Genomic DNA, 23,458 nt, shown 5'->3' with positions numbered 1-23,458 from the left:
ACTTGGAGGAGAAAGTCATGAAAACCCTAAGGAAAACCGCAATCAGCGCCCTGCTGGCCGCCAGCACAATGCTGACCGCGCTGCCCGCATCCGCAGAAACGCTGACCTTTGTCAGCTGGATGAAGGACGAGCCGGGCTATGGCGATTGGTGGAATGAAATCATCGCCGAATTCGAAGCCACACACGAAGGTGTCGACATCAACATGAGCCGGGTGTCGCGCGACGAATATGCCAACACCATGTTCACCATGTTTGCCGGCGGCAACCCGCCCGACATCGTGCATCTGGCGGCGTTCGAATTCCAACCCTTCGCCAATGAGGGCTGGATGGAGCCGCTGGGCCCGTGGATCGAAAAGGCCGGCATGGACATGACCGACTGGGCCGGGCAATCGACCTGTGAATGGGACGGCGAAACCGTCTGTGTCATGCTGCTTTATACCGGGTTTGTGCTTGCCTATAACGAGAAGCTGTTTGAAGAGGCCGGGCTGGATATTCCCACCGATTGGGAAAGCTATCTGGATGCGGCGCGCAAGCTGAAAAAAGACACCGATGGCGATGGCATCAACGACCAGCTTGGGATTGCCCTGCCGTTTGTGGGTGATGCCAGCGTGATGCAAGAGGCGCTGAACTATGTGCTGGATGCCGGTGGCAGCTGGACACTTGATGGCGAACCGGCGTTTGACCGCCCCGAAGTGATCGAAGGTCTGCGCCGCTGGAAACAGCTGTTTGACGAAGGTCTGACACCCAAAGAGCTGACATCGGCCGATGTGCGCCAGTTCCTGCTTGAGGGGCGTCTGGGCATGACCGTCGATGGCGGCTGGATCAACAACACCTTCCGCAGTGCAGCACCAGAAGTGCAGCAGCACCTGAAAATCGCCAAATCGCCGTTTACGCCGCCGCTGGGGGGCACGTCCAATGTGCTTGGCATGCCGTCGGATATTTCGGACGAAAAGAAACAGCTGGTCTGGGATTTCATCGAGCTGACAGCATCGCAGAAATATCAGCAACGCTTTGCCGAATGGGGCAAGACACCTGCGCCGCGTCCGGGCCTGGATTACACCCAGTTGAAGGCTGACAACCCATCGTTCGAAGTTCTGGCGGCTGCCGCCGCAGATGCCGCTGCGGCCAATGTTGATCGTCTTCCCAAAGGCTTGGAGCTGGAAAACAATGAAGTTGTGAAAATCTTCTTTAATGTGGCCCAACAAATGATGATCAAGGATCTTTCGCCCGAAGAAGCCGCGAAAATCCTGCAAGAAGAAGTCACCCGGATCAAAGGCTGATCCGAGCGTCTGATCGGCCGGTATCCTGTGCCTCCCCCGGGATGCCGGCCACATAAGGACCATGAATACATGAGCGACACCAGCACACAGCGGCAGGGCAGATCACTGGCCGGGTTGATCCCGTCGATTGATTTCAGCGCCCCGCGTCACCGGGCCAAGTTTGGCTATCTGTTACTTGCCCCCGCCGTCCTTTTGATGGCCGGAATTATTGTCTATCCGATCCTTTTGTCGGTGAATATCAGCCTTCAGGACGTGCGCATTGCCCGCGTCGGGGCCACTGGCGAACCCTGGACGTTAAAGAATTACGCCTGGCTGTTTGGATCGTCCGAATTCTGGCACGCCATTTGGGTGACCTTCAAACTGGTTGCTGTTGTGGGCGGTTTGTCCGTTGTGATCGGTTTTGCCACTGCGATGCTGGTCAATCAGAAATTCCGTGGCCGCACCGCCGTGCGCCTGTTCGTGGCGCTGCCCTGGGCGGTGCCAGAGGTCGTGGCGACGGTGATCTGGGCCTGGATGCTGGACAGTTCGTTTGGTGTCGTGAACTGGAGCCTGTTGAAGCTGGGCTTTGTGGCCGAGCCGATCCAATTTGCCTCGAACCCCGGTGCGGCCTTTGCCGCCGTGTGTTTCGTCATGATCTGGAAGGGCTATCCCCTGATGTCGATCATGTTGCTTGCGGGGCTGCAATCCATCCCGGAAGAACAGATTCAGGCCGCCAAGGTGGACGGCGCAGGCCCATGGCAGCGGTTTTTCTATATCACCATGCCCAACATGTTGCCGGTGGTCGGTGTGACGCTGGTGATGACAACGCTTTGGGTGTTCCGCGATTTCGCCATTATCCACGTGCTGACCCAGGGTGGGCCAATTGGCGCGACAACCACGCTGTCGATCCTGACGTTCGAACAATCGTTTGAATTCTTCCGCATGGGACAGGGCGCAACCGTCGGTGTGATCACCATGATATTCTGTGCCATCATCAGCCGCGCGCTGGTGGGCCGCATGGCCAAATCGGTTCACTGAGGAGAGCGAGACCATGGAAAAAAGATCCCCCCTCGCCACATTCGGCCTATATGCTGCGGCGATATCGGCCTGTGCGATCCTGTTGTTCCCGATCTACTGGATGATCGTCACGGCGCTGCAACCCGCCACCAACCTGCGGTCCTATCCGCCGCAATTCTGGCCCGCGGCGCCGCAATGGAATGTGTTTGGCGATATTCTGGCAAAACATCCCTATGCGATGTGGTTCATGAATTCGATCCTGATCGCGCTGGCGACCATGATCATGTCGCTGGCGGTGTCGATCCTTGCCGCTTATGCGCTGTCGCGCTTTCGGCTGAAGGGTGGCACCGGATTGGGCCTGTTCATCCTGACCTCGAAAATGCTGCCTGCGACGCTGATGATCATTCCGCTGTTTGCGATCTTCAAATCCGTCGGCCTGGTGGGGTCGCTCTGGTCGGTGGTGATTGCCCAGGCGACATTGATCGTGCCGTTCTGTACCTGGATGCTGAAGGGATATTTCGACACCATCCCGCCAGAGCTGGAACAGGCCGCATTGGTGGATGGCTGTTCGCCGCTTGGCACGATCTTTCGTATCGTGCTGCCGGTGGCGGCACCGGGGCTTGCGGCAACTGCGCTTTATGCCTTTGTGGTCAGCTGGTCTGACTTTCTGTTCGGGCGCACCTTCCTAACGACAAATGATGAAAACTGGACGTTGCAGATGGGCATTGCCTCGCTCAAGGGCGAATTTGTGACCGAATGGAATGTGATCATGGCCGGCTCGCTTATGGCCTCTGTGCCGATCATCATCGTCTACCTTTTCCTTGAACGGTTTCTCGTCGGTGGTCTCGCCGCCGGATCCGAGAAGTAACGGAGCAAAACCATGGCAACCGTCGAATTTGAACATATCAAAAAGAACTATGGTGGCGTCGAGGCCATCAGCGATTTCAACCTGCATATCGAGGATGGTGAATTCTGTGTCTTTGTCGGGCCGTCGGGCTGTGGCAAATCCACTGCGCTGAAAATGCTGGCGGGGCTGGAGGCCACATCGGGTGGCACAATCCAGATCGGCGGCCGCGATGTCACCGAACTTGGCCCCGGCAAACGCGACATCGCAATGGTGTTTCAGAACTATGCGCTCTATCCGCATATGTCGGTGCGCAAGAATATCGGCTTTGGTCTGAAAATGGCCGGAATGCCCGCCGACGACATCAATTCCCGCGTGGAAGAGGCCGCGCGGGTGCTGGAGCTGACGCCCTATCTGGACCGCAAGCCCCGCGCCCTGTCGGGCGGTCAACGTCAGCGGGTGGCGCTGGGACGGGCCATTGTGCGCGAGCCCAAGGCGTTTCTGATGGATGAACCCTTGTCCAATCTGGATGCGAAACTGCGGGTGCAGACGCGGTCGGAAATCGTCAAACTGCAAAAGCGTCTTGGGGTGACCACGATCTATGTCACCCACGACCAGACCGAAGCCCTGACCATGGCGGATAAAATCGTGGTGATGCGCGGCGGGCTGATCCAGCAGATCGGCAGCGCCGAAGACCTGTTCCACTCTCCAAAGAACATCTTTGTGGCGGGTTTTATCGGCTCGCCCGGCATGAACTTTTTCCATGGTCGGGTCGAAACCGGCGCGCGCGGTCCCGTCACCCGCTTTGGCGGCCAGGAGATTGCCCTGCCGGATCACTGTGCCTCGGTTGTGGGGCGCGATATGGTGTTCGGAATTCGCCCCGAACATATTCGCGTCGGTGACAGCGGCCCGCATGTCGGTCTGTCGCTGGTGGAAAATCTTGGCACGGAAAAGATCCTGCATTTCCACACACCGGGGGAAAATGTGCTGGAACTGGACCGCACTGTCATGGCCAATGACGAGGAACGCGATGCCCAGACCATGCTGATCCGGGTGATCGACGATCATCGCTACAACGACGGTGATACGCTCAGCCTCGCTTTTCCGGTGGATAAAATTCATGTATTCCACCCGGATACACATGAAGTCGCAAGGTAGGGCAATTGGACAGGTTCGATAAAATAGCCGAAAGATTTCCGGGGGCCGGCACCTTGGTCAAAGGATTGCAGATCCTGGAAATCCTCGATCACATCGGACGGCCCGGCACCTCGGCAGAATTGCTGTCGGCGTCGGGTCTGCCCAAGGCGACATTCTACCGTTTGCTTGGGGCGCTGATCGAATTTGGCTATGTGCGCCATGATACGCGGTTGAAAACCTATGCGCTGGGTCATCGGTTGATCGAACTGGCGGGCAAATCCATGGCGTCTTTTGACCTGCGCACCGCGGCCGAGGCCGAGGTGCTGCGCCTGTCCCAGGAATTGAACGAAACCGTCAGCCTGACAGTGATGGAGGGCGATCGCATCATATATGTCGATGTGCGCCGCCCGTCCAACCCGCTGGCCATTGGCGTTGAAATCGGCCGTGAATTGTCGGCACTGGAAAGCGCGTCGGGCCATGCCATCCTGTCGGCGATGCCACCGCATCAGGTCAACAGTATCATCGGGCGGCTGCCGTCGGACGATCAATCCGTTTTGCTGGCCGATTTCGCCATCAGCCGGTCGCGGGGATATTCGCTGGCCAATTCCCGCAGTCTGGAGGGCGTTGTTGTCATCGCCGTGCCGGTCAGCGGACCACCGGGCATGGGCCACGGCGCGATTGTTGTCACCGCGCTGGCCAGCCGCCTGCCTTATGAACGCCGCCACGTGATCGGTCGTGACCTTATGGAGGCCGCGCGCCGGGTCATGGGCAATATCGGAAGCGCCCCCGTGAGCATTACGCCAAATCCGCGCCGCACAGCGCATGTCGAAGAAGGGCTTGAATGCCTGTCTGCCGCCGGGGCCATCGTTGGCGAAGGCCCGGTTTGGGACGCACGCGAAGGCGTGTTGCATTGGGTCGATGTCGCGGCGCCGGCTTTTCACACCTATGATCCCAAACGCGGCGAAGACCGCATGTTGCAGGCGCCCTATCTGGTCAGCGCCGTGCTGCCGGGGCCGGGCAATGGCATGGTCGCGGTCACCCAGAACGGATTGGAACATTACGATCCGGTCACGGCCAAGCTGGACACGATCTATAACCCCGAGGCCCATATGCCTTCGAACCGGTTCAACGACGCCAAGACCGACCCCAAGGGCCGGGTCTGGGCCGGCTCGATGAGCCTTGATGCCTCGATGCCGTCGGGGTCGCTGTATCGGTTTGACACCGTCAACGCGGCCAAGGCGGTGGATGGCGGGTTCCAGGTGTCCAACGGTCTGGACTGGAGCCCGGATGGGCGCACGTTTTATTTCACCGATACGGCGCTTGGGATCATCTTTGCCTATGATTTCGACGTTGAGTCCGGCGCGCTGTCCAATCGCCGCAGTTTCCTGTCGCTGGAGCCGTCCGACGGCAAGCCCGACGGGCTTTGTGTCGACAGCGAGGGCAATCTCTGGGTTGCGATCTGGGATGGTTGGCGTGTGGCCTGTTACGGGGCTGACGGCAGGTTGAAGCGCGAAATCGACATGCCGGTGCCGCGCCCGACAAGCTGTTGTTTTGGCGGCCCGGATTTGAAGCGGCTGTTTATCACCAGCGCCTCGATCCGTTTGCCGGCCAGTGTGCTGGAAGAAGCGCCGCTGTCGGGGGCCCTTTTTGCCATTGATGTAGATGTCGCCGGGCAACCGGTGTCCGAGGTTGTATTATGAGCGTGACATATTCTGAATTTTCCGGTCGCCATGTGATGGTCACCGGCGCGGCCTCGGGTATTGGTCGCGCGACGGCGCTGGCATTTGCCGCGCAGGGCGCACAGGTGACTGCGGTCGATCTGAATGCAGATGGGCTGGCGGATACGGCGGCCTTGGCCCATGGCATCGCACCGCAGGTCTGTGACCTTGCGGATGGCGCGGCGATGAAGGCGATGCAAACCGAAGCGGTCTTGGCGCGGGGGCCGGTCACGGTTCTGGTCAACAATGCGGGCGTTGATCGGCGCATCCCCTTTGATCAGCTGACAGCCGAGGATTGGCGCTGGATGATGGCGGTCAATCTGGATCATCATGCGCTTTTGTCGGGGCTGGTCGCCCCGGATATGGCCCAGGCCGGGGGCGGTGCAATCGTCAACCTGTCCTCAACCGCCTGGATGAAGCTGGCGGGCAATCTGACGGCCTATCACGCGGCAAAATCGGGGATTGTCGGCCTGACACGGGGATTGGCGCGGGATCTGGGGCCGCAGGGCATTCGCGCCAATGCCATCGCGCCGGGGCGTGTAGTGACCGAACGTGTGGCCGGTCAGGTCGGTGCGGATTGGGTGGCGGAAACCCATGCGTTGCAATGTATTCCCGATCTGATCCGGCCCGAAGATATTGCGGATTGCGCCCTTTGGCTGGCCTCGGATGCGGCGCGTATGGTCACCGGGCAATGTATCGTTGTCGATGGTGGCGTGGTCTAGGATACCGGTCCTGGCGCGTTGATGTATTGAGATAATGATAATATCAATGTATGAATAGCGCGCGCTTGGCGCGCTCTTATTTCGATACACAGGCGGACCTCTTATGGATTATCCCAGAAACGAATTCACCCATTCCTTGCGGCGTGGGGACAAACAGGTCGGTCTGTGGATCTCGTTGGCCAGCAACTTTGCCGCCGAGGTGGTCGCGCCTGCGGGATTTGATTGGGCGCTGATCGACATGGAACATGGGCACAATGATTATGCCTGCGTTCTTAGCCAGTTACAGGCTTTTGCCCCCTATGACACCGTGCCCATCGTGCGCCCGGATTGGAACGACGCGATTGCCGTCAAACGGTTGATGGATATTGGTGCGCCGGGCTTCTTGTTTCCGATGATTCAAAGTGTGGAAGAGGCAGAGCGCGCCGTCGCCGCCACCCGATACCCGCCCCGTGGAATCAGGGGCGTTGCCGGTGGAACGCGGGCGACGAAGTTCGGCCGGGTCAAGGATTACGCGGAAAACGTCGAAAAAGAGACCGCCGTCCTGCTTCAGATCGAGACCCGCGCAGCGCTGGAACAAGCCGAAGCCATTGCGGCGGTTGATGGCGTGACGGGATTGTTTTTTGGCCCGGCTGATATCGCCGCAGATATCGGTCTGTTGGGACAGCCGACATCAAAAGAGGTCTGGGATGAAATCCGCCCCGTGGCACGCCGGGTGATGGATATGGGGGTGCCGGTGGGCACTTTGGTCTCGGATGTGGAACTTGCCGCCGACCTGTTGAACGACGGGTTCACCTTTGTGGCCTGCGGCACAGATACCGGCCTTCTGGCGCGTGGTTCCGACACGCTTTTGGCGACGGTCCAGGGCAAGATCAAACAAGGCTGACAGCCCAGCTTTGCATGACAACCCATGAACGCACCTGATTTCCGGGTGCGTTTTTTTGTCGACAAACCAATCCCGTTTCGTATAAACATATTATGATTAAACAAGTGATCGAGGAGCCAAAACAGGTCATGCACAAGAAGATGTACATTGGTGGTGGTCTTGTGGACGGCCAGGCAACATTGGATATTATCAACCCAGCCACAGAGGACCGCGTCGCAACCGTGGCCGCCGCTGGTCTTGACGATGTGGAAACGGCGCTTCAGGCCGCCAAAGCCGCAGCCCCCGCATGGGCCGCAACACCGGTTGCGGAACGCCAGCGTTGGATGTTGAAGCTGCGCGATGCGGTGATCGCAAACGAAGACATGCTGCGCGATTGCATCCATCAGGAGATGGGCAAGCCCTGGGGTGGCACGCAGGAAGATTTCGATCTGCTGGAACGGTCGCTGAAATTCTATGCCGAAGAAATCCAGCGCGTGCACGACGAAACCCTGCGCGATCTTGAAGGCACCCATGATCACCGCATTGTCTATGAACCGGCGGGTGTGGCCGTGGCCTATCTGGCGTGGAATTTTCCGCTGTTGAACCTGGCGTATAAAATCGCCCCGGCGATGGCGGCGGGCTGTCCGATTGTCATTCGCCCGTCAGCGGCGACGCCGGTGTCGGCCTATGCGGTGGGCGAATTGTGCCACCAGATCGGCCTGCCGGCCGGGGTGGTCAACATCCTGACGACCGATGGCTATGGCCCCTCCGATGCGCTTGCGGCTTCGACCATTCCCAATGTCATCACGTTGATCGGTTCGACCAACACCGGCAAGCATTTGATGAAGACCGCCGCGACCTCGATAAAGAAATTCTCGATGGAGCTGGGCGGCAATGCGCCGGTTCTGGTGTTCAACGATGCCGATCTGGATCGCGCGGCGGATATCGTGACCGCCGTGAAATTCAACAACGCAGGCCAGATCTGTGTGACACCGAACCGGGTGTTTGTCGAACGTGGCGTCTATGACGCATTCCGCGACAAGGTGGTGGCGCGCGCCAAGGCGGCCAAGGTCGGATTTGACCGCAACGCCGATATTCTGACCGGGCCGATGATTGATGGCCGCGCCTGGAAACGGGTCAAGGGTCTGATCGACGATGCGGTGGCCAAGGGCGCAACCGTTCTGGCGGGGGGCGATCGCCCGGCCGGGTTGGAAAAGGGTCATTTCCTTGCGCCGACGGTGCTGGACGGTGTCACAGCCGAGATGCAGATCTATCAGAATGAAATCTTTGGCCCGGTGGTCAGCCTGATCCCGTTTGACGACCGCGACACCATCCTGGACCGCGCCAACGAAGGCGACGAAGGCGGGTTGGCCTCTTATATCTTTACCGCCGATCTGGCATTGGCCGAACAGATGGCGCACGGATTGCGCTATGGCGAGGTGCAGGTCAACGGGGTGAAATACGACATCTATCTACCGCATGGCGGCATCGGACAATCGGGCATTGGCCATGATTGCTCTCGGTTGGCGTTGAACGATTACCTCGTCGTCAAACGTATCAGCCGCGCGCTGGTTTAAAGGAGCCCAAAGATGAAAATCACCCGTATCACCAGCCACGTCCTGCAATGCGATATGCCCGAGGAATTGGGCTATTCGCAGCAATATTATGCCAAGCGTACGGCCCATATTGTCGAGGTGGAAACCGACGAAGGCATCACCGGCTGGGGCGAATGTTTTGGCCCCGGCAATGTCGCCATCGCCAACAAGACCATTGTGGAAAAGGTCATTCAGCCGCTGGTTCTGGGCATGGACCCGATGGACCGCGATGTGATCTGGCACAAGGTTTACAACCTGTTGCGCGACCACGGCCAAAAGGGGATGCCGCTGCAATCGCTGTCCGGCGTTGATATCGCGCTTTGGGATATTGCGGGCAAGATCACGGGCCAGCCGATCCACAAATTGATCGGCGGTGCCCATCGCAGCGAAGTGGGCGCATATGGCTATGGCATGATGCTGAAACGCGAAAGCGTTGCGGATCATGTGGCGCGGTTCGTGGATGAGGCCGCCGCGATCAAGGGCATGGGCTTTGCCGCCACCAAGATGAAGATCGGGCTGGGCGCAAAGGACGACGTCAAACTGGCCGAAGCGGTGCGGCGCGGTGTGGGCGATGATTTCGATTTCATGGCCGACGCCAACCATGCCTATAACACTGCGGATGCGTTTTATGTCGGGCGCGCGTTGGAAGACCTCGGGGCGTTCTGGTTCGAAGAGCCGGTCGCGCCCGAAGACCATGATGGCTACCGCGAATTGCGCGCCGGGCTAAAGGTCAACATTTCCGGCGGCGAAGCGGAATTCAATCGCTGGGGTTGGCGGGCGATTCTGGAAAATCGCGGGTTGGACATTGCCCAGCCCGAGGTCTGCGCATTGGGCGGGATCACCGAATATCTGCGGGTCCTGGCCTTGTGTCACGCGCATTTCACCCCGGTGTTCAACCATGTCTGGGGCTCGGCCATTGCGGTGGCGACCAACCTGCAATTGCTGGCGGCGATGCCGCCAATGCCCGGCGGTTTGTTCCCGCGTGAGCCGTGGTTGGAATTTGACACCACGGAAAACCGGTTCCGCGATCACATGCTGGCTGAACCGTTGGACATCCAGGGTCAGGTCGCGCGCAACGGCGGCAAGATCGTGATCCCGACCGGCCCCGGTCTGGGGGTCGAGCCGGACCGCGATTTCCTGCGCAAATACGCAATGGACATCTGATAGAAATCTGACCGCCGCATCGCGCAACTTGCGGTGCGGCAGGCTATCTTGGCGCACACCATCACAGGGGCGCAAACCCCCGGCGAAACGGCGCCTATTGGTCGGCCATTTCGCCGAATTTCCCGGCGTAAAACGCCAGCGCATCGCCGTCGGTGATCCCGACATTGGTGACCTGACCGACAAAGATCCGGTGATCACCAGCGGGATGGTTGGCAAAGGCGTCGCATTCAAACCGCGCCAGACAGCCAGCCAGCAGCGGCACGCCGCTGGCGCTGGTCGCATGCGGCAAATCACGCAGGGCAAAGGCATCGCGCGAACAGGCAAAGCACAGGTCGGTTTGCTCTGCTGACAGCACATGCACCGCATAATGCTGGGCTTCGCGGAAATAGGGGAACCGGCGCGATGTCACGCCCGCCGCCCACATCACCAACGCCGGATCAAGCGACAGCGAGGAGAAGCTGTTGGCGGTGATGCACACCGGCCCTTCGTCGCTGTTGCAGGTGATGATTGTCACCCCGGTGGCAAATTTGCCAAAAGCATCGCGCAGGGCGCGCGGGTCTTCCAAGGCCGGTGAAAAATGCCGATCCATGTCAGCGAAATGTGTCATGGCGTTCATCAAGCGACCTCTTGCCCCAGGGCGGCTTCGTACAGCCGGAACCAGTTTTGGCGATCAAGTTTGACCTTCAGCGCGTCTGAAATCTGGGCGATGCGGGTCAGGTTGTTGGTGCCCATGACCGGCAGGATTTGCGCGGGATGCGCCAGAAGGAAGGCAACCGCAACCGCGGCACGATCAACGCCGAATTCGGTGGCGATCTCATCCGCAACCTTGCCCGCGGCGCTGTCCGCCGCCATCAGGCTGCCACCGCCAAGCGGTGACCATGCCATCAAGGGATTGCCGTGCTGTTGGTGAAACGCGAGGTCGCCATTGGTAAAGGGCGCGATCTCCGCCAGCGAAATCTCGATCTGGTTGGTGGCCAGCGGGGTCTTCATTGCCGATTGCAACAGGGACCAGTCCCAGGGGCGGAAGTTCGACACGCCCACGGCGCGCACCTTGCCCGAGGCCACCAGATCATCCAGCGCCGCCCCGGTTTCATGGTGGTCCATGAAGGGATCGGGACGGTGGATTAGCAACAGGTCGATATGGTCGATGGCCATGTCGGCAAGCGACAGATCGACGGATTTTTCGATATGGGCGCGGCTGGTGTCATAGTATTTCACCGGCACATCGGCGTAACGCCCCACCGGCGCGACAATATCGCATTTGGTCACGATCTCGACGCTGTTGCGCAATCCAGGGTTGGCGCGGAATGCACCGCCCAGCACCGCCTCGGCGGCGTAACCGCCATAGATGTCGGCCTGATCCAGCGTGGTAATCCCCTGATCGAGACAGGATTTGATCTTGGCCTCGACATGCGCGGACGTGGTATCGGCATCGTCGCCCAAGCGCCACATGCCATAAACAATGCGGCTGAAATCAAGGTCTTTGGTGATTTGTACGCGATCCATCAGCGGCGCTCTCCTGTGCCCAGCGGGGTCGCCGGGGTGGTGTCGGGGACGCGGCCATAGGCATGTGGCAGCGAACAGGTGTTGAGGTTGGGCAGCACGCGGGCGCCAAAATGGCGGGCCTCTTCCAGATGCGGATAGCCAGAGAAGATAAAGGCGCGCATGCCCATCTTGCGGTAGTCTTCGATCTTGCTCATGACCTGATCGGTTGATCCGACCAGCGCCGCACCACAGCCCGACCGCGCCCGGCCCACACCGGTCCACAGACCGGGTTCGACATAGCCGAATTTATCGGCCAGCTCACGCGCCTTGGCCTGATGCGACACCCCAAGCGAGGTGGAATCCAGCGCCCGGTCGCGGATCAATTGGCCGTATTCGTCATCCAGTTTCGACACGATGTAATCGGCATATTCACGCGCCTCGGCCTCGGTATCGCGCACGATCATGTGGACGCGCAGGCCATAATCCAGCGTGCGGCCCTTTTCCTCGGCCACCGCATGCACCGCCTTCATCCGCTCGGCCAGTTGGTCCTTGGTCTCTGGCCACATCAGATACACGTCGCAATGTTCGCCGCAGAGTTCCAGCGCCGATGGCGAATAGCCGCCGAAATAGAGAAGCGGGCCACCGGTCTGATAGGGGCGCACCGGATCGGTGGTCAGCCCGGCAAAATCATAGACCTCGCCCTTGTAGTTGATTTCGTCCTGCGTCCAGGCCTGTTTCAGGATTTCCACCACCTCGCGCGAGCGTTGATAGCGATAGGCGCTGTCCTCTTTCTGGCCGGGGAAATCGGACGAAATGATATTGACCGTCAACCGCCCCTTCAGCATGTGGTCCAGCGTGGCCAGCGTGCGTGCCAGCATGATGGGCTGCATCTCGCCACAGCGCACGGCGGCCAGCATGTTGATTTTTTCGGTGATCGGCGCACATCCGGCGACGAACGACAGCGTGTCCTGACCCACCTGATAGGATGACGGGCAGAGGATATTGCGGAACCCTTGCGCTTCGGCCTCTTTTACGATCGCCGAACAATGGTCCCAGCTTGACCGCAACGCGCCATCCGGCACGCCAAGGAATTGATAGTCATCCGAGCAGAGCGCGGAAAACCACGACACTTCGACCGCGTCGAGATCGGCAGAGGTGACGGGAACGATTGTCATATGGGGGCTCCGGGGATTGGAATTGTATTTCCACTTGCATAACAGGCGCTTTGATGTAGATCAATGGTGTATCAATTTTCCTGCAAACCTGTGAAGCCCGTGCCCAGATCCGCCCGCAACGCCACTGCCCTGCCTGTCTATATAGAGATTGCGGAAATGCTGATCCGCGATATCGCGGCCGGGCGTCTGATCGACGGCGAGCGGCTCGCGCCAGAGCGCGAGATGGCGGCAGAGCTGGGGGTTTCGGTCGGAACATTGCGCAAGTCGCTCCGCGAGCTGGAAAAAAAGGACATGCTGGAACGTGTTCAGGGCTCTGGCAATTACATCCGCGACGGCGCGCCAAGCAGCAGCATCTATGCGATGTTCCGGCTTGAATTGCCCCAGGGGGGCGGGTTGCCGCGCGCCGATGTGCTGGCGGTGGATCACATGGACAAACCTGCGGATCTGCCGACCTTTGGCAGTGCGACACATGCATCGCGGGTCCGGCGGCTGCGCTATCTGAATGATACAATCATCGCGGTCGAAGAAATCTGGCTGGACGGCGCGGCGGGAATCATCGACCCGGCGCTGTTGTCAGACTCGCTCTATCGCTACTACAAGGCCCGGCTGGGGTTCTGGATCCGCCGGGCCGAGGACCGGGTGTCGATTGGTCAGGTGCCCGAATGGGCGCCGACGGCGTTTTCCCATCCCCCCGGCGCAACGGTGGGCTATATCGAACGGTTCAGCTGGGCCGAACCCGCCGCAGCCGTGGAATTTTCGCGCACATGGTTCGATCCGACACGGGCGATCTATGTGCAGAGGCTAAAATGAAAAAGGAGCAGCGCATGGCGCAGATCGTGAAATACGGTATCATCGGCTGTGGCATGATGGGGCAGGAACATCTGCGCAATATTGCATTGTTGGATGGCGCCCAGGTGGCGGCGATTTTTGAACCGGATGCCGCCATGGCGCGGGCTGCCGCCGCTTTGGCCCCCGATGCGGTGCTGGTGGAATCCATCGCCGACCTTTTGGCGATCGAGGATCTGGCGTGTCTGGTGATCGTCAGCCCCAACCATTGCCATATGGCGCAGTTGGAGGAGATCGCCGCCAGCCGCACCCTGCCGATCCTGGTGGAAAAGCCGCTGTTTACCGATCCGGCGGATTTCGCCCGATTGACCGCGTTTCGCGACAGCTATGCCGCGCCGGTCTGGGTGGCGATGGAATACCGGTATATGCCGCCGATCACTGCCCTGCTTGAGGCGGCCGAAGCGGCCACCGGCGGAGTGCGCATGCTGACGATCCGCGAGCACCGGTTTCCGTTTCTGGAAAAGGTCGGCAACTGGAACCGCTTCAACCGCAATTCCGGCGGCACATTCGTGGAAAAATGTTGCCACTTCTTTGATTTGATGCGGCTTATCCTTGGGTCTGATCCGCTGCGGGTGATGGCATCCGGCGGGCAGGCCGCGAACCATCTTGGGGAAAGCTATGACGGCGAGGTGCCGGATATCCTCGACCATGGGTATGTGATTGTTGATTTTGAAAATGGCGCGCGGGCCATGCTGGAATTGTGCATGTTTGCCGAAGGCGCGCGCTATCAGGAGGAGGTCTCGGCCGTGGGTCCGGCGGGCAAGATCGAGGCGCTGGTGCCAGGGCCGGGGCGGTTCTGGCCAGAGGATCTGGGGCCTGCGCCGGTGCCGCGTCTGATCATCAGCCCGCGCAATCCCAAAGGGCCGGTGGATCGCGACATCCCGGTGCCGGCCGCATTGCTGGAGGCCGGTGATCACAACGGATCGACGTTCTATCAACACCAAAGATTTCTGGAGGTCGTGCGGGGCACCGCCGACCCCGAGGTGACGTTGAACGACGGGGCCTGGGCCGTGCGCATGGGGCAGGCCGCGCAACAGTCGATTGCAACCGGGGCGGCGGTGTTGATGGCCGATCTGGCCTAGATCCCTGGGCTTTTGGCGGCGCATGGCTTGGTCTAGAAGACTGGGATGACCCAGAACAATGCAAGATATCTGATTGGTGTGGATGGTGGCGGCACCGGTTGTCGGGCCGCCGTCGCAGATCCGTCGGGGCGCATGATCGGGCAGGGGGCGGCGGGACCGGCCAATGCCACCACGGATCTGGCGCAGGCGATTGCCAATGTCGCCGCGGCGGTGATGGCCGCGATCAAAGATGCCGGGTTGGCACCAGCCGTGTTGCATGACGCGGTGGCCCATATCGGCTTGGCCGGGGTGCTGGGGCCAGAGACCGGCACTGAAATCACCACCGCATTGTCATTGCAAATTGCCCTGCCGCCGCAGGGCGTGATTGTCAGCGATGATTGCGTGACCTCACTGGCCGGGGCGCTTGGCCCGCGTGACGGTGTGCTGCTGGCGATTGGCACGGGGGCTTTGCTGGCGGTGCGGCGCGCTGGTGACATTCGCCGGATCGGGGGCTGGGGGTTGAACCTCAGCGATCAGGGCTCTGGCGCCTGGCTGGGGCGGGCATTGTTGGAACATGCCCTGCTGGTGGTGGATGGTTTGGCCGAGGGCAGTGACCTGACCGGGACGGTCCTGGCCGAGTTTGGCAATGATCCGGCCCGGATCGTCGATTTTGCCACCCGGGCGCGGCCCGCTGAGTATGCCGGATATGCGATGGGCATTGTGACCGCAGAAGCCACCGACGATGCCGTGGCCAGGCTGTTGATGCAGCGCGGCGCTGACCATCTGATCCGCGCGCTCAGAGTGCTGGGGCTTGGGGGTGGTGATGTCCTTTGTCTGGGAGGCGGATTGGGGCCGCATTACGCCGCTTTCCTGCCACAGGAGGCGCGTGATCGGCATGTGCCACTGGCCGGAACGGCGTTGGACGGGGCGCTGGCGCTGGCGCGAGACCGGCGGGATCAAGCGGCGGAAAAGCGGCCTCTCAGGTGAATTTGCGAAACAGCTTTGTCTGATCAAACGCGGTTTCCAGCGCATCGGTGCGCTCTTTGACGCTGTCCCACAGCATTTCCTGAACCGCCGCGATGGTGCATTCAACCAACAGCATCAGCGCCAGATTGGAATCCCAGGCCGAGGGCACCGCGATCCGCGCCCCAAAGGTCAGCCGCGCCAGACGATGGATCGGCGACCGCCATTGATCGGTAAACAGGGCCAGCACCGCACCCCGGTCTGCGGCCATCTGGGCCATCAGCAAGGAATCATTCTGATAGCGCCGCACATCAAACACGATCAACAGATCATCGGTGCGAATATCGAGCAGGTCATGCGCCCAGGCCGAATTGCCCGGCAACAAGCGGACATCGGGGCGGATCATCTGAAGATGCAGGTACATATATTGCGCCAGCGCCCCGGTGATACGTCCACCGGCAATGAAAACCCGCCGCTCGCGGTCGGCAATCAGCTGGCACAGGGCATCGAATTGCGCCAGATCGAGATGTTCCATCGTGGCGCGATGGTTGTCCGAGGCCGCGCGCGAATAGCGCGAAATGATATGCTGGTCCGGCAGATCGGATTTCCAGGCGGTGTGTTTGGCAATCGGGTTGGAAATCACCTCGCCCAGCTCGGCGCGCAGCGAGGATTGAAAATCCGTATAGCCGCCAAACCCCAGCTTGCGCACCATCCGCAACACCGTCGGCGTCGACACCCCGGCCTTTTCCGCGATTTCGGTAATGCTGCCCAGACCAGAGATCGGGTAATCGTTCAGAATGGTTTCCGCCAGCTGAAGCTCTGACCGGGTCATTTCGCCGGTCTTCCCTTGGATTTTTTCGGCAATCGACATCGGTCTTCCGCATATTTTTCCAGCAATGGTAGCAGAAGTTTCAGGTCGTGACAGGACTTTTCAATTCGTTTCAGAAACAATCTTGACAGTCTTCGATAGGCTGGAGAATATTTTACATATGAGTACAGCACGCAACGATTCCAGTTTTGGCACAGATTTTGGCCCGGTTGTGCGGGTCGTGGACGCCCCGGCGGCGGCAGATATTCTTTTGGTCTGTGAACATGCCTCTAACGCGATGCCGGTCGGTTTTGGCGGATTGGGGTTGGACCGGGCGGTGTTGGACACCCATGTGGCCTGGGATCCCGGTGCGCTGGGTGTGGCGACGGGGCTGGCCGCACAGCTGGCGGCGCCCCTGGTGCATGGCTGCGTGTCGCGGCTGGTTTATGATTGCAACCGCCCGCCAGAGGCGCGGGATGCCATCCCCGCCGCCAGCGAGGTGTATGATATTCCCGGCAACGCAATGATGAGCGGCGCGGAACGTCAGGCGCGGATTGATACGGTATATCTGCCGTTTCGCGCGCGGCTTGCCGATGAAATCGCGGCACGGCGCAGGGCGCTGGCGCTGTTGGTGACGGTGCATTCCTTTACACCGCGCTATCGCGGCGTGCCGCGCGACGTCCAGATTGGCCTGTTGCATGGCCGCGATGCCAAATTTGCCGAGGCGATGCTGCGCAATGCGCCAGAAGGGCTGGACTATGTGACCCGATTGAACGACCCCTACAGCGCCGCCGACGGTGTGGCGCATACGCTGGATCTGCACGGGGCGGTCAATGGCCTGCCCTCTGTCATGCTGGAAATCCGCAATGACTTGCTGACCACCGCTGCGGATCAGGCGGCGATGGCCGATCTTCTGGCGCCCTGGATCAGACAGACATTGACCAGTTACCAAAGTGGGGCGGCGGCATGATCGCTGTGCTTCTGGGCTATGTTCGCGTGGTGGATGCCATCAACCGCCGCATCGGGCGGCTGGCCATGTATGGGTTGTTTGTGATGATGGCGATCCTGCTGTGGTCGTCGATTTCCAAGACCTTTTTCCTGCCCTCGCTCTGGACGTTGGAAGTCGCGCAATTTGCCATGGTCGCCTATTACATGATTGGCGGGCCTTATGCGATCCAGATGGGATCGAACGTGCGCATGGATCTGTTTTACGGCGGTTGGAGCACGCGGCGCAAAGCGGCGATTGACTGTATGACCGTCTTCTTTTTGATCTTCTATCTGGCTGTGCTGCTCTATGGCGGGCTTGGCTCGACCGCCTATTCGCTGGGCTACTGGGGGCTTGACCCACTTGGATTTTTCGCCGGACTTCTGACCGGGTCCGAGGAAATTGGCCGTCTGGAACGGTCGTCCACCGCATGGCGGCCCTTTATCTGGCCGGCCAAGGCGATCATGGTTCTGGGGCTTTTCCTGATGCTGTTGCAGGCGATTTCGGAATTGTTCAAGGATATTGCCCGGCTGAACGGCCATGACATCCCGGAGGCCCGCATATGAGCCAGGAATATATCGCGCTCTTCATGTTCGCCTCGATGATGTTGATGCTGCTGACCGGCCAGCGGGTGTTTGGTGCCATCGGCGCGATTGCCGCGATTGCGGCGCTGGCGCTTTGGGGCGGTACGGGGGGCTATGACATCCCGTTCACCGCCGCGATGAAGCTGATGAAATGGTATCCGCTGCTGACGCTGCCGATGTTCATTTTCATGGGCTACGTGCTGAGCGAAAGCAAGCTGGCCGATGATCTGTACAAGATGTTTCACGTCTGGTTCGGCAATGTGAATGGCGGGCTGGCGATGGGGACCATTGGCCTGATGGTGCTGATTTCCGCGATGAACGGGCTGTCGGTGGCGGGGATGGCGATTGGCGCGACGATTGCGCTGCCGGAACTGCTGCGCCGGAACTATGACAAACGCATGGTGACGGGGGTCATTCAGGCCGGGTCCAGCCTTGGCATTCTTGTGCCGCCCTCGGTCGTGCTGGTGCTTTATGCGATGATCGCGCGGCAACCGGTGGGCCAATTGTGGCTGGCCGGCGTGCTGCCGGGGCTGATGATGGCGGCGATGTTTGTGTTCTACATCTGGCTGCGCTGTCGGTTGCAACCAGAGCTGGGCCCGGCGCTGCCCGACGCGGGTGACGTGCCCCGGGCCGAGAAAATCCGCCTGTTGGGCGCGGGGCTTTTGCCGCTGATGATTTTTGCGGTGATGATGGTGCCCTTTGTGAACGGCTGGACCTCGCTGGTGGAAAGCTCGGCGATTGGCGCGCTGGCGGCGTTTTTCGCGGCGGTGGCAAAACGGCGAATGTCCTGGCAGGTGTTCGAAACATCGGTGCGCCAGACGCTGGGCATTTCCTGCATGTTCATGTGGATCATTCTGGCGGCCCTCGGCTTTGGCGCGGTGTTCGATGGCCTGGGCGCGGTCAGCGCGATCGAGGACCTCTTTACCGAACAATTGGGGCTGAGCCCCTGGGTCATCCTGATCCTGATGCAGCTGAGCTTCATCCTGATGGGCACCTTTCTGGATGACACCGCGATGCTGGTGATTGTCGCGCCGCTGTATGTGCCATTGGTCGGCGCGCTGGGATTTGATCTGATCTGGTATGGGGTGCTTTATACGATCACCACGCAAATTGCCTATATGACGCCGCCGTTTGGCTATAACCTGTTCCTGATGCGGGCGATGGCGCCGCCGGAAATCACCCTGCGCGACATCTATATCTCCATCATTCCGTTTGTGGGTGTGATGGTGCTGGCGCTGAGCCTGATCATGCTGTTCCCGCAGATCGCGCTTTGGCTGCCGGAATATGTCTATGACAAATAACAAAACCAAGAGTTTCGCCAAGGAAACCAATCATTTGCAACAAGGAGAAGTCTCATGACCACCACCAGACGCAAGTTTTTGACCACTGCCGCCGCCGGGGCCGCCGCCGCGCCGCTGGCCACACCCGCGATTGCCCAGGGCAAGATCACATGGCGGATGCAGACCTATGCCGGCCCGGCACTGGCCGCGCATGTGATCGACCCGGCGATTGAAATGTTCAACAAGATCGCTGGCGATCGCATGCAGATCGAACTGTTTTATGCCGATCAGCTGGTGCCCACGGGCGAATTGTTCCGGGCGCTGCAACGCGGCACGATTGATGCGGTGCAATCGGATGACGATTCCATGGCCTCGCCCACCGATGTCACGGTCTTTGGCGGTTATTTCCCCTTTGCCTCGCGCTATAGCCTCGATGTGCCGGTGCTGTTCAACCAATATGGTCTGAACGAGATCTGGGACGAGGAATATTCGGCCGTTGGTGTGAAACACATCAGCGCCGGCGCCTGGGATCCCTGCCATTTCGCCACCAAGGATCCGATCCGTTCGCTGGAAGATCTGAAAGGCAAGCGGGTCTTCACCTTCCCCACCGCCGGTCGGTTCCTCGCGCAATTCGGCGTCGTGCCCGTCACCCTGCCATGGGAGGACATCGAGGTCGCGGTACAAACCGGCGAGCTGGACGGCATCGCATGGTCGGGCATCACCGAAGACTACACCGTCGGCTGGGCGGATGTGACCAACTACTTCCTGACCAACAACATTTCCGGCGCATGGGCCGGGTCGTTCTTTGCCAATATGGACCGTTGGAACGAGCTGCCCGAAGATCTGCAAACCCTGTTCCGGGTCTGCTGTGACCAGTCGCATTACTATCGTCAGTGGTGGTATTGGGGTGGCGAAGCATCGTTGCGGGTCAATGGCCCCAAGATGGAGCTGACCACCATCCCCGACGCCGAATGGGCCAAGGTCGAAGAGGCCGCCACCGTGTTCTGGGATGAAATCGCCGCCGAAAGCCCGACAAAGGCCAAGGTCGTCGAGATCATCAAGAAGTACAACGCCGACATGCAGAAAGCTGGTCGGCCCTATCGCTACGGCTGATCCAGACGGACCCCGGACCTGATCCGGGGTCTCACGTCAAATATTATGAGGCCCCGGGTCATGCCCGGGGCTGCGACCGTGAAGAAATGAGGTGTGGCGCATGGCCCCGACCCTGACGCTTGAGACGCTGACACAAAAGGTGGCCAGCGGCGACATTGATACAGTGCTGACCTGCACCATCGACATGCAGGGCCGGTTGATGGGCAAGAGGTTCCATGCCGAAGCCTTTCTTGAGATCGCCGAGGGCGAGACCCATTGTTGCACCTATTTGCTGGCCACTGATCTGGAAATGGCCACACCCGAAGGTTTCGCCGCCACCAGCTGGGACACTGGATATGGCGATTATATCCTGAAACCCGATCTGGCCACCCTGCGCCCGGTGCCCTGGCTCGACGGGACGGCGATGGTGCTGTGTGACGTGTTGGATCACCACGATCACGCGCCGGTGGCCCATGCGCCGCGCGAAATGTTGAAAACCCAACTGGCCCGTGCCGCCGCGATGGGCCTGACGCCGGTGACGGCGACAGAGTTGGAATTCTTCCTGTTCCACGGCACCCATGATGAAATTGCCAATGGCGGTTTCCGCACGCTGCGTCCGATTTCGAACTACAACGAAGATTACCATATCTTTCAGACCAGCAAGGAAGAGCCGGTCATGCGCCCGATCCGCAACCATTTGCGCGCAATGGGCGTGCCGGTAGAGGGGTCCAAGGGCGAGGCCGAGGCGGGGCAAGAAGAGCTGAACATCAAATACGCCGATGCGCTGGCCACCGCCGATCACCACACGATTGCCAAGCACGCGGTCAAGGAAATCGCCCATCAACAGGGCTATGCCGCGACCTTTTTGCCGAAATGGCATCGTGATCGCGTCGGCAGCGCCGCGCATGTGCATCAATCGCTTTGGCGGGACGGCGCAAATGCGTTTTACGACCCCGACCGCCCCTTGGCCAAATCCGCGCTGATGGATCATTACATGGCCGGGCTGATCAAATATGCCGCCGACTACACCTGTATGCTGGCGCCCTATGTCAACAGTTACAAACGCTTTGCCAAGGGCACCTTTGCCCCGACCCAGGTGGTCTGGTCGGTCGATAACCGCACCGCCGCCTATCGTCTGGTGGGGGCGGATACGCGCGGGGTGCGGGTGGAATGCCGCACGCCGGGGGCGGATATGAACCCCTATCTGGCGCAGGCCGCGATGCTGGCGGCGGGGCTGAAAGGCATCGAAGATGAATTGCCGCTGGGTGCGGCCTTTACCGGCGATGCCTATGCCAAACAGAGCGCTGACCACATTCCGCGAAACCTGCGCGATGCGCGGGCGGCGATGACGGGATCAGAGATGTTGCGCGCGGCCTTTGGTGATGCGGTGATTGATCACTATGCGCGCGCCGCCGAGTGGGAACTGGAAGAATTTGACCGCGCTGTGACCGACTGGGAAATCGCACGCGGGTTTGAAAGGGCATGACCATGTTGCAATGTATCTCACCCATTGATGGATCGGTGTTTGCCGAACGCCCCGCGATGGCGCTGGATTTGGCCGAAGCCGCCTGTGCCAGGGCGCGGATCGCGCAAAAATCATGGGCCGCGCGGCCATTGGCCGACCGTATCGCCCTGGTGCGGGCTGGCGTGGCGAAGCTGGGCGCGATGGGCGACGCGGTGACGGTCGAACTGGCACATATGATGGGCCGCCCGGTGCGCTATGGCGGCGAATTCGGCGGCGTGAACGAACGCGCCAGCTATATGGCCGACATTGCCGAGGGCGCATTGGCCCCATTGGTGATCGAGGACAGCCCCAATTTCGAGCGCCGCATTCTGCGTGAACCTGCGGGGGTGGTGCTGGTCGTGTCGCCGTGGAACTATCCATATATGACCGCGATCAACACGGTTGCCCCGGCGCTGATTGCCGGCAATGCCGTGGTGCTCAAAGGGGCGACCCAGACGCTTTTGGCCGGCGAACGGCTCGCGGCGGCGTTTCATGCGGCGGGCGTGCCCGAGGATGTGTTCCAGAACCTGTTTCTGGATCATGACACCACATCGGCGCTGATTTCCGCGCGCAACTTCGGCTTTGTGAATTTCACCGGTTCGGTCGGCGGCGGCCGGGCGATTGAACGCGCGGCGGCGGGCACCTTTACCGGCGTCGGCACAGAGCTGGGCGGCAAAGATCCCGGCTACGTCATGGCGGATGCCAACCTTGACGCTGCTGTCGATACGCTGATCGACGGGGCGATGTTCAATTCCGGCCAGTGTTGTTGCGGTATTGAGCGCGTCTATGTGCATGACAGCCTGTTTGAGGATTTCGTGGAAAAGGCCAAAGCAGTCGTCGACGGGTATGTCCTTGGCAATCCGCTGGACCCGGACACAACGATGGGACCGATGGCCAATGTGCGCTTCGCCCGTACCGTGCGCGACCAGATTGCCGATGCGCTGGCCAAGGGCGCGACGCGGGTGATTGATGACAGCAAGTTTGCCGATGACGGTGGCGCATACCTTGCGCCGCAGATCCTGATCAACGTCAACCACGACATGTCGGTGATGCGCGAAGAAAGCTTTGGCCCGGTGCTCGGCATCATGCCGGTGTCGTCGGATGACGAAGCGGTGGCGCTGATGAACGACAGCGATTTCGGCCTGACCGCATCGCTTTGGACGGCGGATGCCGATCGCGCAGCAGCAATTGGCGCGCGGGTTGAGACTGGCACCATTTTCATGAACCGCTGTGATTATCTTGATCCGGCGCTGTGCTGGACCGGGTGCAAGGACACCGGGCGTGGTGCGGCGCTGTCGTCGCTGGGCTATCAATCGTTGACCCGGCCCAAATCCTATCATCTGAAGAAAGCCTGAAC

At 60.3% G+C, this 23,458-nt stretch carries 22 protein-coding genes; 18 read left to right on the top strand and 4 right to left on the bottom strand.

Annotated features, from left to right (window positions below):
- Nucleotides 1-17: 17 nt before the first annotated feature.
- From Q4577_RS18510 to Q4577_RS18470, 9 genes are all read left to right on the top strand, one after another.
- Nucleotides 18-1,280 (top strand): ABC transporter substrate-binding protein, encoded by a 1,263-nt coding sequence (locus Q4577_RS18510; protein ID WP_244690737.1) that lies wholly within the window; start codon nt 18-20, stop codon nt 1,278-1,280.
- Between the two features lie 69 nt (nt 1,281-1,349).
- A complete protein-coding gene (locus Q4577_RS18505; RefSeq protein ID WP_244690735.1) occupies nt 1,350-2,297 on the top strand; it encodes a carbohydrate ABC transporter permease in 948 nt (315 codons plus the stop codon).
- 13 nt (nt 2,298-2,310) lie between these two features.
- The gene (locus Q4577_RS18500; RefSeq protein WP_244690733.1) at nt 2,311-3,144 is read left to right on the top strand and encodes a carbohydrate ABC transporter permease; all 834 of its coding nucleotides are present in this window, start codon (nt 2,311-2,313) and stop codon (nt 3,142-3,144) included.
- 12 nt (nt 3,145-3,156) lie between these two features.
- Entirely contained in the window at nt 3,157-4,278 is a 1,122-nt protein-coding gene (locus Q4577_RS18495) for an ABC transporter ATP-binding protein (RefSeq protein ID WP_303471516.1), read from the top strand.
- Between the two features lie 53 nt (nt 4,279-4,331).
- A complete protein-coding gene (locus Q4577_RS18490; protein WP_303471513.1) occupies nt 4,332-5,957 on the top strand; it encodes an SMP-30/gluconolactonase/LRE family protein in 1,626 nt (541 codons plus the stop codon).
- A complete protein-coding gene (locus Q4577_RS18485; protein WP_303471511.1) occupies nt 5,954-6,697 on the top strand; it encodes an SDR family NAD(P)-dependent oxidoreductase in 744 nt (247 codons plus the stop codon). The genes Q4577_RS18490 and Q4577_RS18485 overlap by 4 nt, the downstream gene beginning before the upstream one ends.
- 103 nt (nt 6,698-6,800) lie before the next feature.
- The gene (locus Q4577_RS18480; protein ID WP_303471509.1) at nt 6,801-7,580 is read left to right on the top strand and encodes an HpcH/HpaI aldolase/citrate lyase family protein; all 780 of its coding nucleotides are present in this window, start codon (nt 6,801-6,803) and stop codon (nt 7,578-7,580) included.
- 128 nt (nt 7,581-7,708) lie between these two features.
- Nucleotides 7,709-9,136, top strand: a complete 1,428-nt coding sequence (locus Q4577_RS18475) for an aldehyde dehydrogenase family protein (protein WP_303471507.1) — start codon at nt 7,709-7,711, stop codon at nt 9,134-9,136.
- Between the two features lie 12 nt (nt 9,137-9,148).
- Nucleotides 9,149-10,318, top strand: a complete 1,170-nt coding sequence (locus Q4577_RS18470) for a mandelate racemase/muconate lactonizing enzyme family protein (RefSeq protein WP_303471505.1) — start codon at nt 9,149-9,151, stop codon at nt 10,316-10,318.
- A 94-nt stretch (nt 10,319-10,412) separates the two neighbouring features.
- On the opposite strand, the gene Q4577_RS18465 is transcribed toward Q4577_RS18470, so the two are convergent.
- The 3 genes from Q4577_RS18465 to Q4577_RS18455 are packed head-to-tail and all read right to left on the bottom strand — an operon-like array spanning nt 10,413 to nt 12,978.
- A complete protein-coding gene (locus Q4577_RS18465) occupies nt 10,413-10,934 on the bottom strand; it encodes a flavin reductase family protein (protein WP_303471503.1) in 522 nt (173 codons plus the stop codon).
- Nucleotides 10,934-11,824: an aldo/keto reductase family oxidoreductase gene (locus tag Q4577_RS18460; protein ID WP_303471501.1), complete on the bottom strand. Its 891-nt coding sequence runs from the start codon at nt 11,822-11,824 to the stop codon at nt 10,934-10,936. Before Q4577_RS18460 ends, Q4577_RS18465 begins: the two co-directional genes overlap by 1 nt.
- Nucleotides 11,824-12,978: an LLM class flavin-dependent oxidoreductase gene (locus tag Q4577_RS18455; RefSeq protein ID WP_303471499.1), complete on the bottom strand. Its 1,155-nt coding sequence runs from the start codon at nt 12,976-12,978 to the stop codon at nt 11,824-11,826. Before Q4577_RS18455 ends, Q4577_RS18460 begins: the two co-directional genes overlap by 1 nt.
- Nucleotides 12,979-13,077: 99 nt before the next feature.
- Between Q4577_RS18455 and Q4577_RS18450 the strand changes: the two genes are divergently transcribed.
- Genes Q4577_RS18450 through Q4577_RS18440 form a run of 3 tightly spaced genes read left to right on the top strand, consistent with a single transcriptional unit; the run spans nt 13,078 to nt 15,872 of the window.
- Nucleotides 13,078-13,788 carry a GntR family transcriptional regulator gene (locus Q4577_RS18450; RefSeq protein WP_303471497.1) on the top strand — a complete coding sequence of 237 codons (711 nt, stop codon included), beginning with the start codon at nt 13,078-13,080 and terminating at the stop codon, nt 13,786-13,788.
- 14 nt (nt 13,789-13,802) lie between these two features.
- Nucleotides 13,803-14,906, top strand: coding sequence for a Gfo/Idh/MocA family protein (locus tag Q4577_RS18445; protein ID WP_303471536.1), 1,104 nt, complete (start codon nt 13,803-13,805; stop codon nt 14,904-14,906).
- A gap of 45 nt (nt 14,907-14,951) precedes the next feature.
- A complete protein-coding gene (locus Q4577_RS18440) occupies nt 14,952-15,872 on the top strand; it encodes a BadF/BadG/BcrA/BcrD ATPase family protein (RefSeq protein ID WP_303471494.1) in 921 nt (306 codons plus the stop codon).
- On the opposite strand, the gene Q4577_RS18435 is transcribed toward Q4577_RS18440, so the two are convergent.
- Entirely contained in the window at nt 15,865-16,719 is an 855-nt protein-coding gene (locus Q4577_RS18435; protein ID WP_303471492.1) for a MurR/RpiR family transcriptional regulator, read from the bottom strand. The two genes, Q4577_RS18440 and Q4577_RS18435, sit on opposite strands and share 8 nt — an antisense overlap.
- A 118-nt stretch (nt 16,720-16,837) precedes the next feature.
- On the opposite strand from Q4577_RS18435, the gene Q4577_RS18430 reads away from it, so the two are divergent.
- The 6 genes from Q4577_RS18430 (at nt 16,838) to Q4577_RS18405 (ending at nt 23,456) form a co-directional block, all read left to right on the top strand.
- Nucleotides 16,838-17,626, top strand: a complete 789-nt coding sequence (locus Q4577_RS18430; RefSeq protein WP_303471489.1) for an N-formylglutamate amidohydrolase — start codon at nt 16,838-16,840, stop codon at nt 17,624-17,626.
- On the top strand, nt 17,623-18,207 hold the full coding sequence (locus Q4577_RS18425; RefSeq protein WP_303471486.1) for a TRAP transporter small permease subunit: 585 nt from the start codon (nt 17,623-17,625) through the stop codon (nt 18,205-18,207). The genes Q4577_RS18430 and Q4577_RS18425 overlap by 4 nt, the downstream gene beginning before the upstream one ends.
- Nucleotides 18,204-19,526, top strand: a complete 1,323-nt coding sequence (locus Q4577_RS18420) for a TRAP transporter large permease subunit (RefSeq protein WP_303471483.1) — start codon at nt 18,204-18,206, stop codon at nt 19,524-19,526. Before Q4577_RS18425 ends, Q4577_RS18420 begins: the two co-directional genes overlap by 4 nt.
- Nucleotides 19,527-19,580: 54 nt before the next feature.
- The gene (locus tag Q4577_RS18415; protein ID WP_303471481.1) at nt 19,581-20,618 is read left to right on the top strand and encodes a TRAP transporter substrate-binding protein; all 1,038 of its coding nucleotides are present in this window, start codon (nt 19,581-19,583) and stop codon (nt 20,616-20,618) included.
- Between the two features lie 100 nt (nt 20,619-20,718).
- Entirely contained in the window at nt 20,719-22,083 is a 1,365-nt protein-coding gene (locus tag Q4577_RS18410) for a glutamine synthetase family protein (RefSeq protein ID WP_303471479.1), read from the top strand.
- A complete protein-coding gene (locus Q4577_RS18405; protein WP_303471477.1) occupies nt 22,080-23,456 on the top strand; it encodes an aldehyde dehydrogenase family protein in 1,377 nt (458 codons plus the stop codon). Before Q4577_RS18410 ends, Q4577_RS18405 begins: the two co-directional genes overlap by 4 nt.
- The last annotated feature ends 2 nt before the right edge of the window (nt 23,457-23,458 follow it).

Source organism: Marinovum sp. 2_MG-2023, from assembly GCF_030548265.1.
Taxonomy (GTDB): Bacteria; Pseudomonadota; Alphaproteobacteria; order Rhodobacterales; family Rhodobacteraceae; genus Marinovum.
Note: the sequence above shows the minus strand (reverse complement) of the source record. Positions and strands in the feature narration are given on the sequence as shown.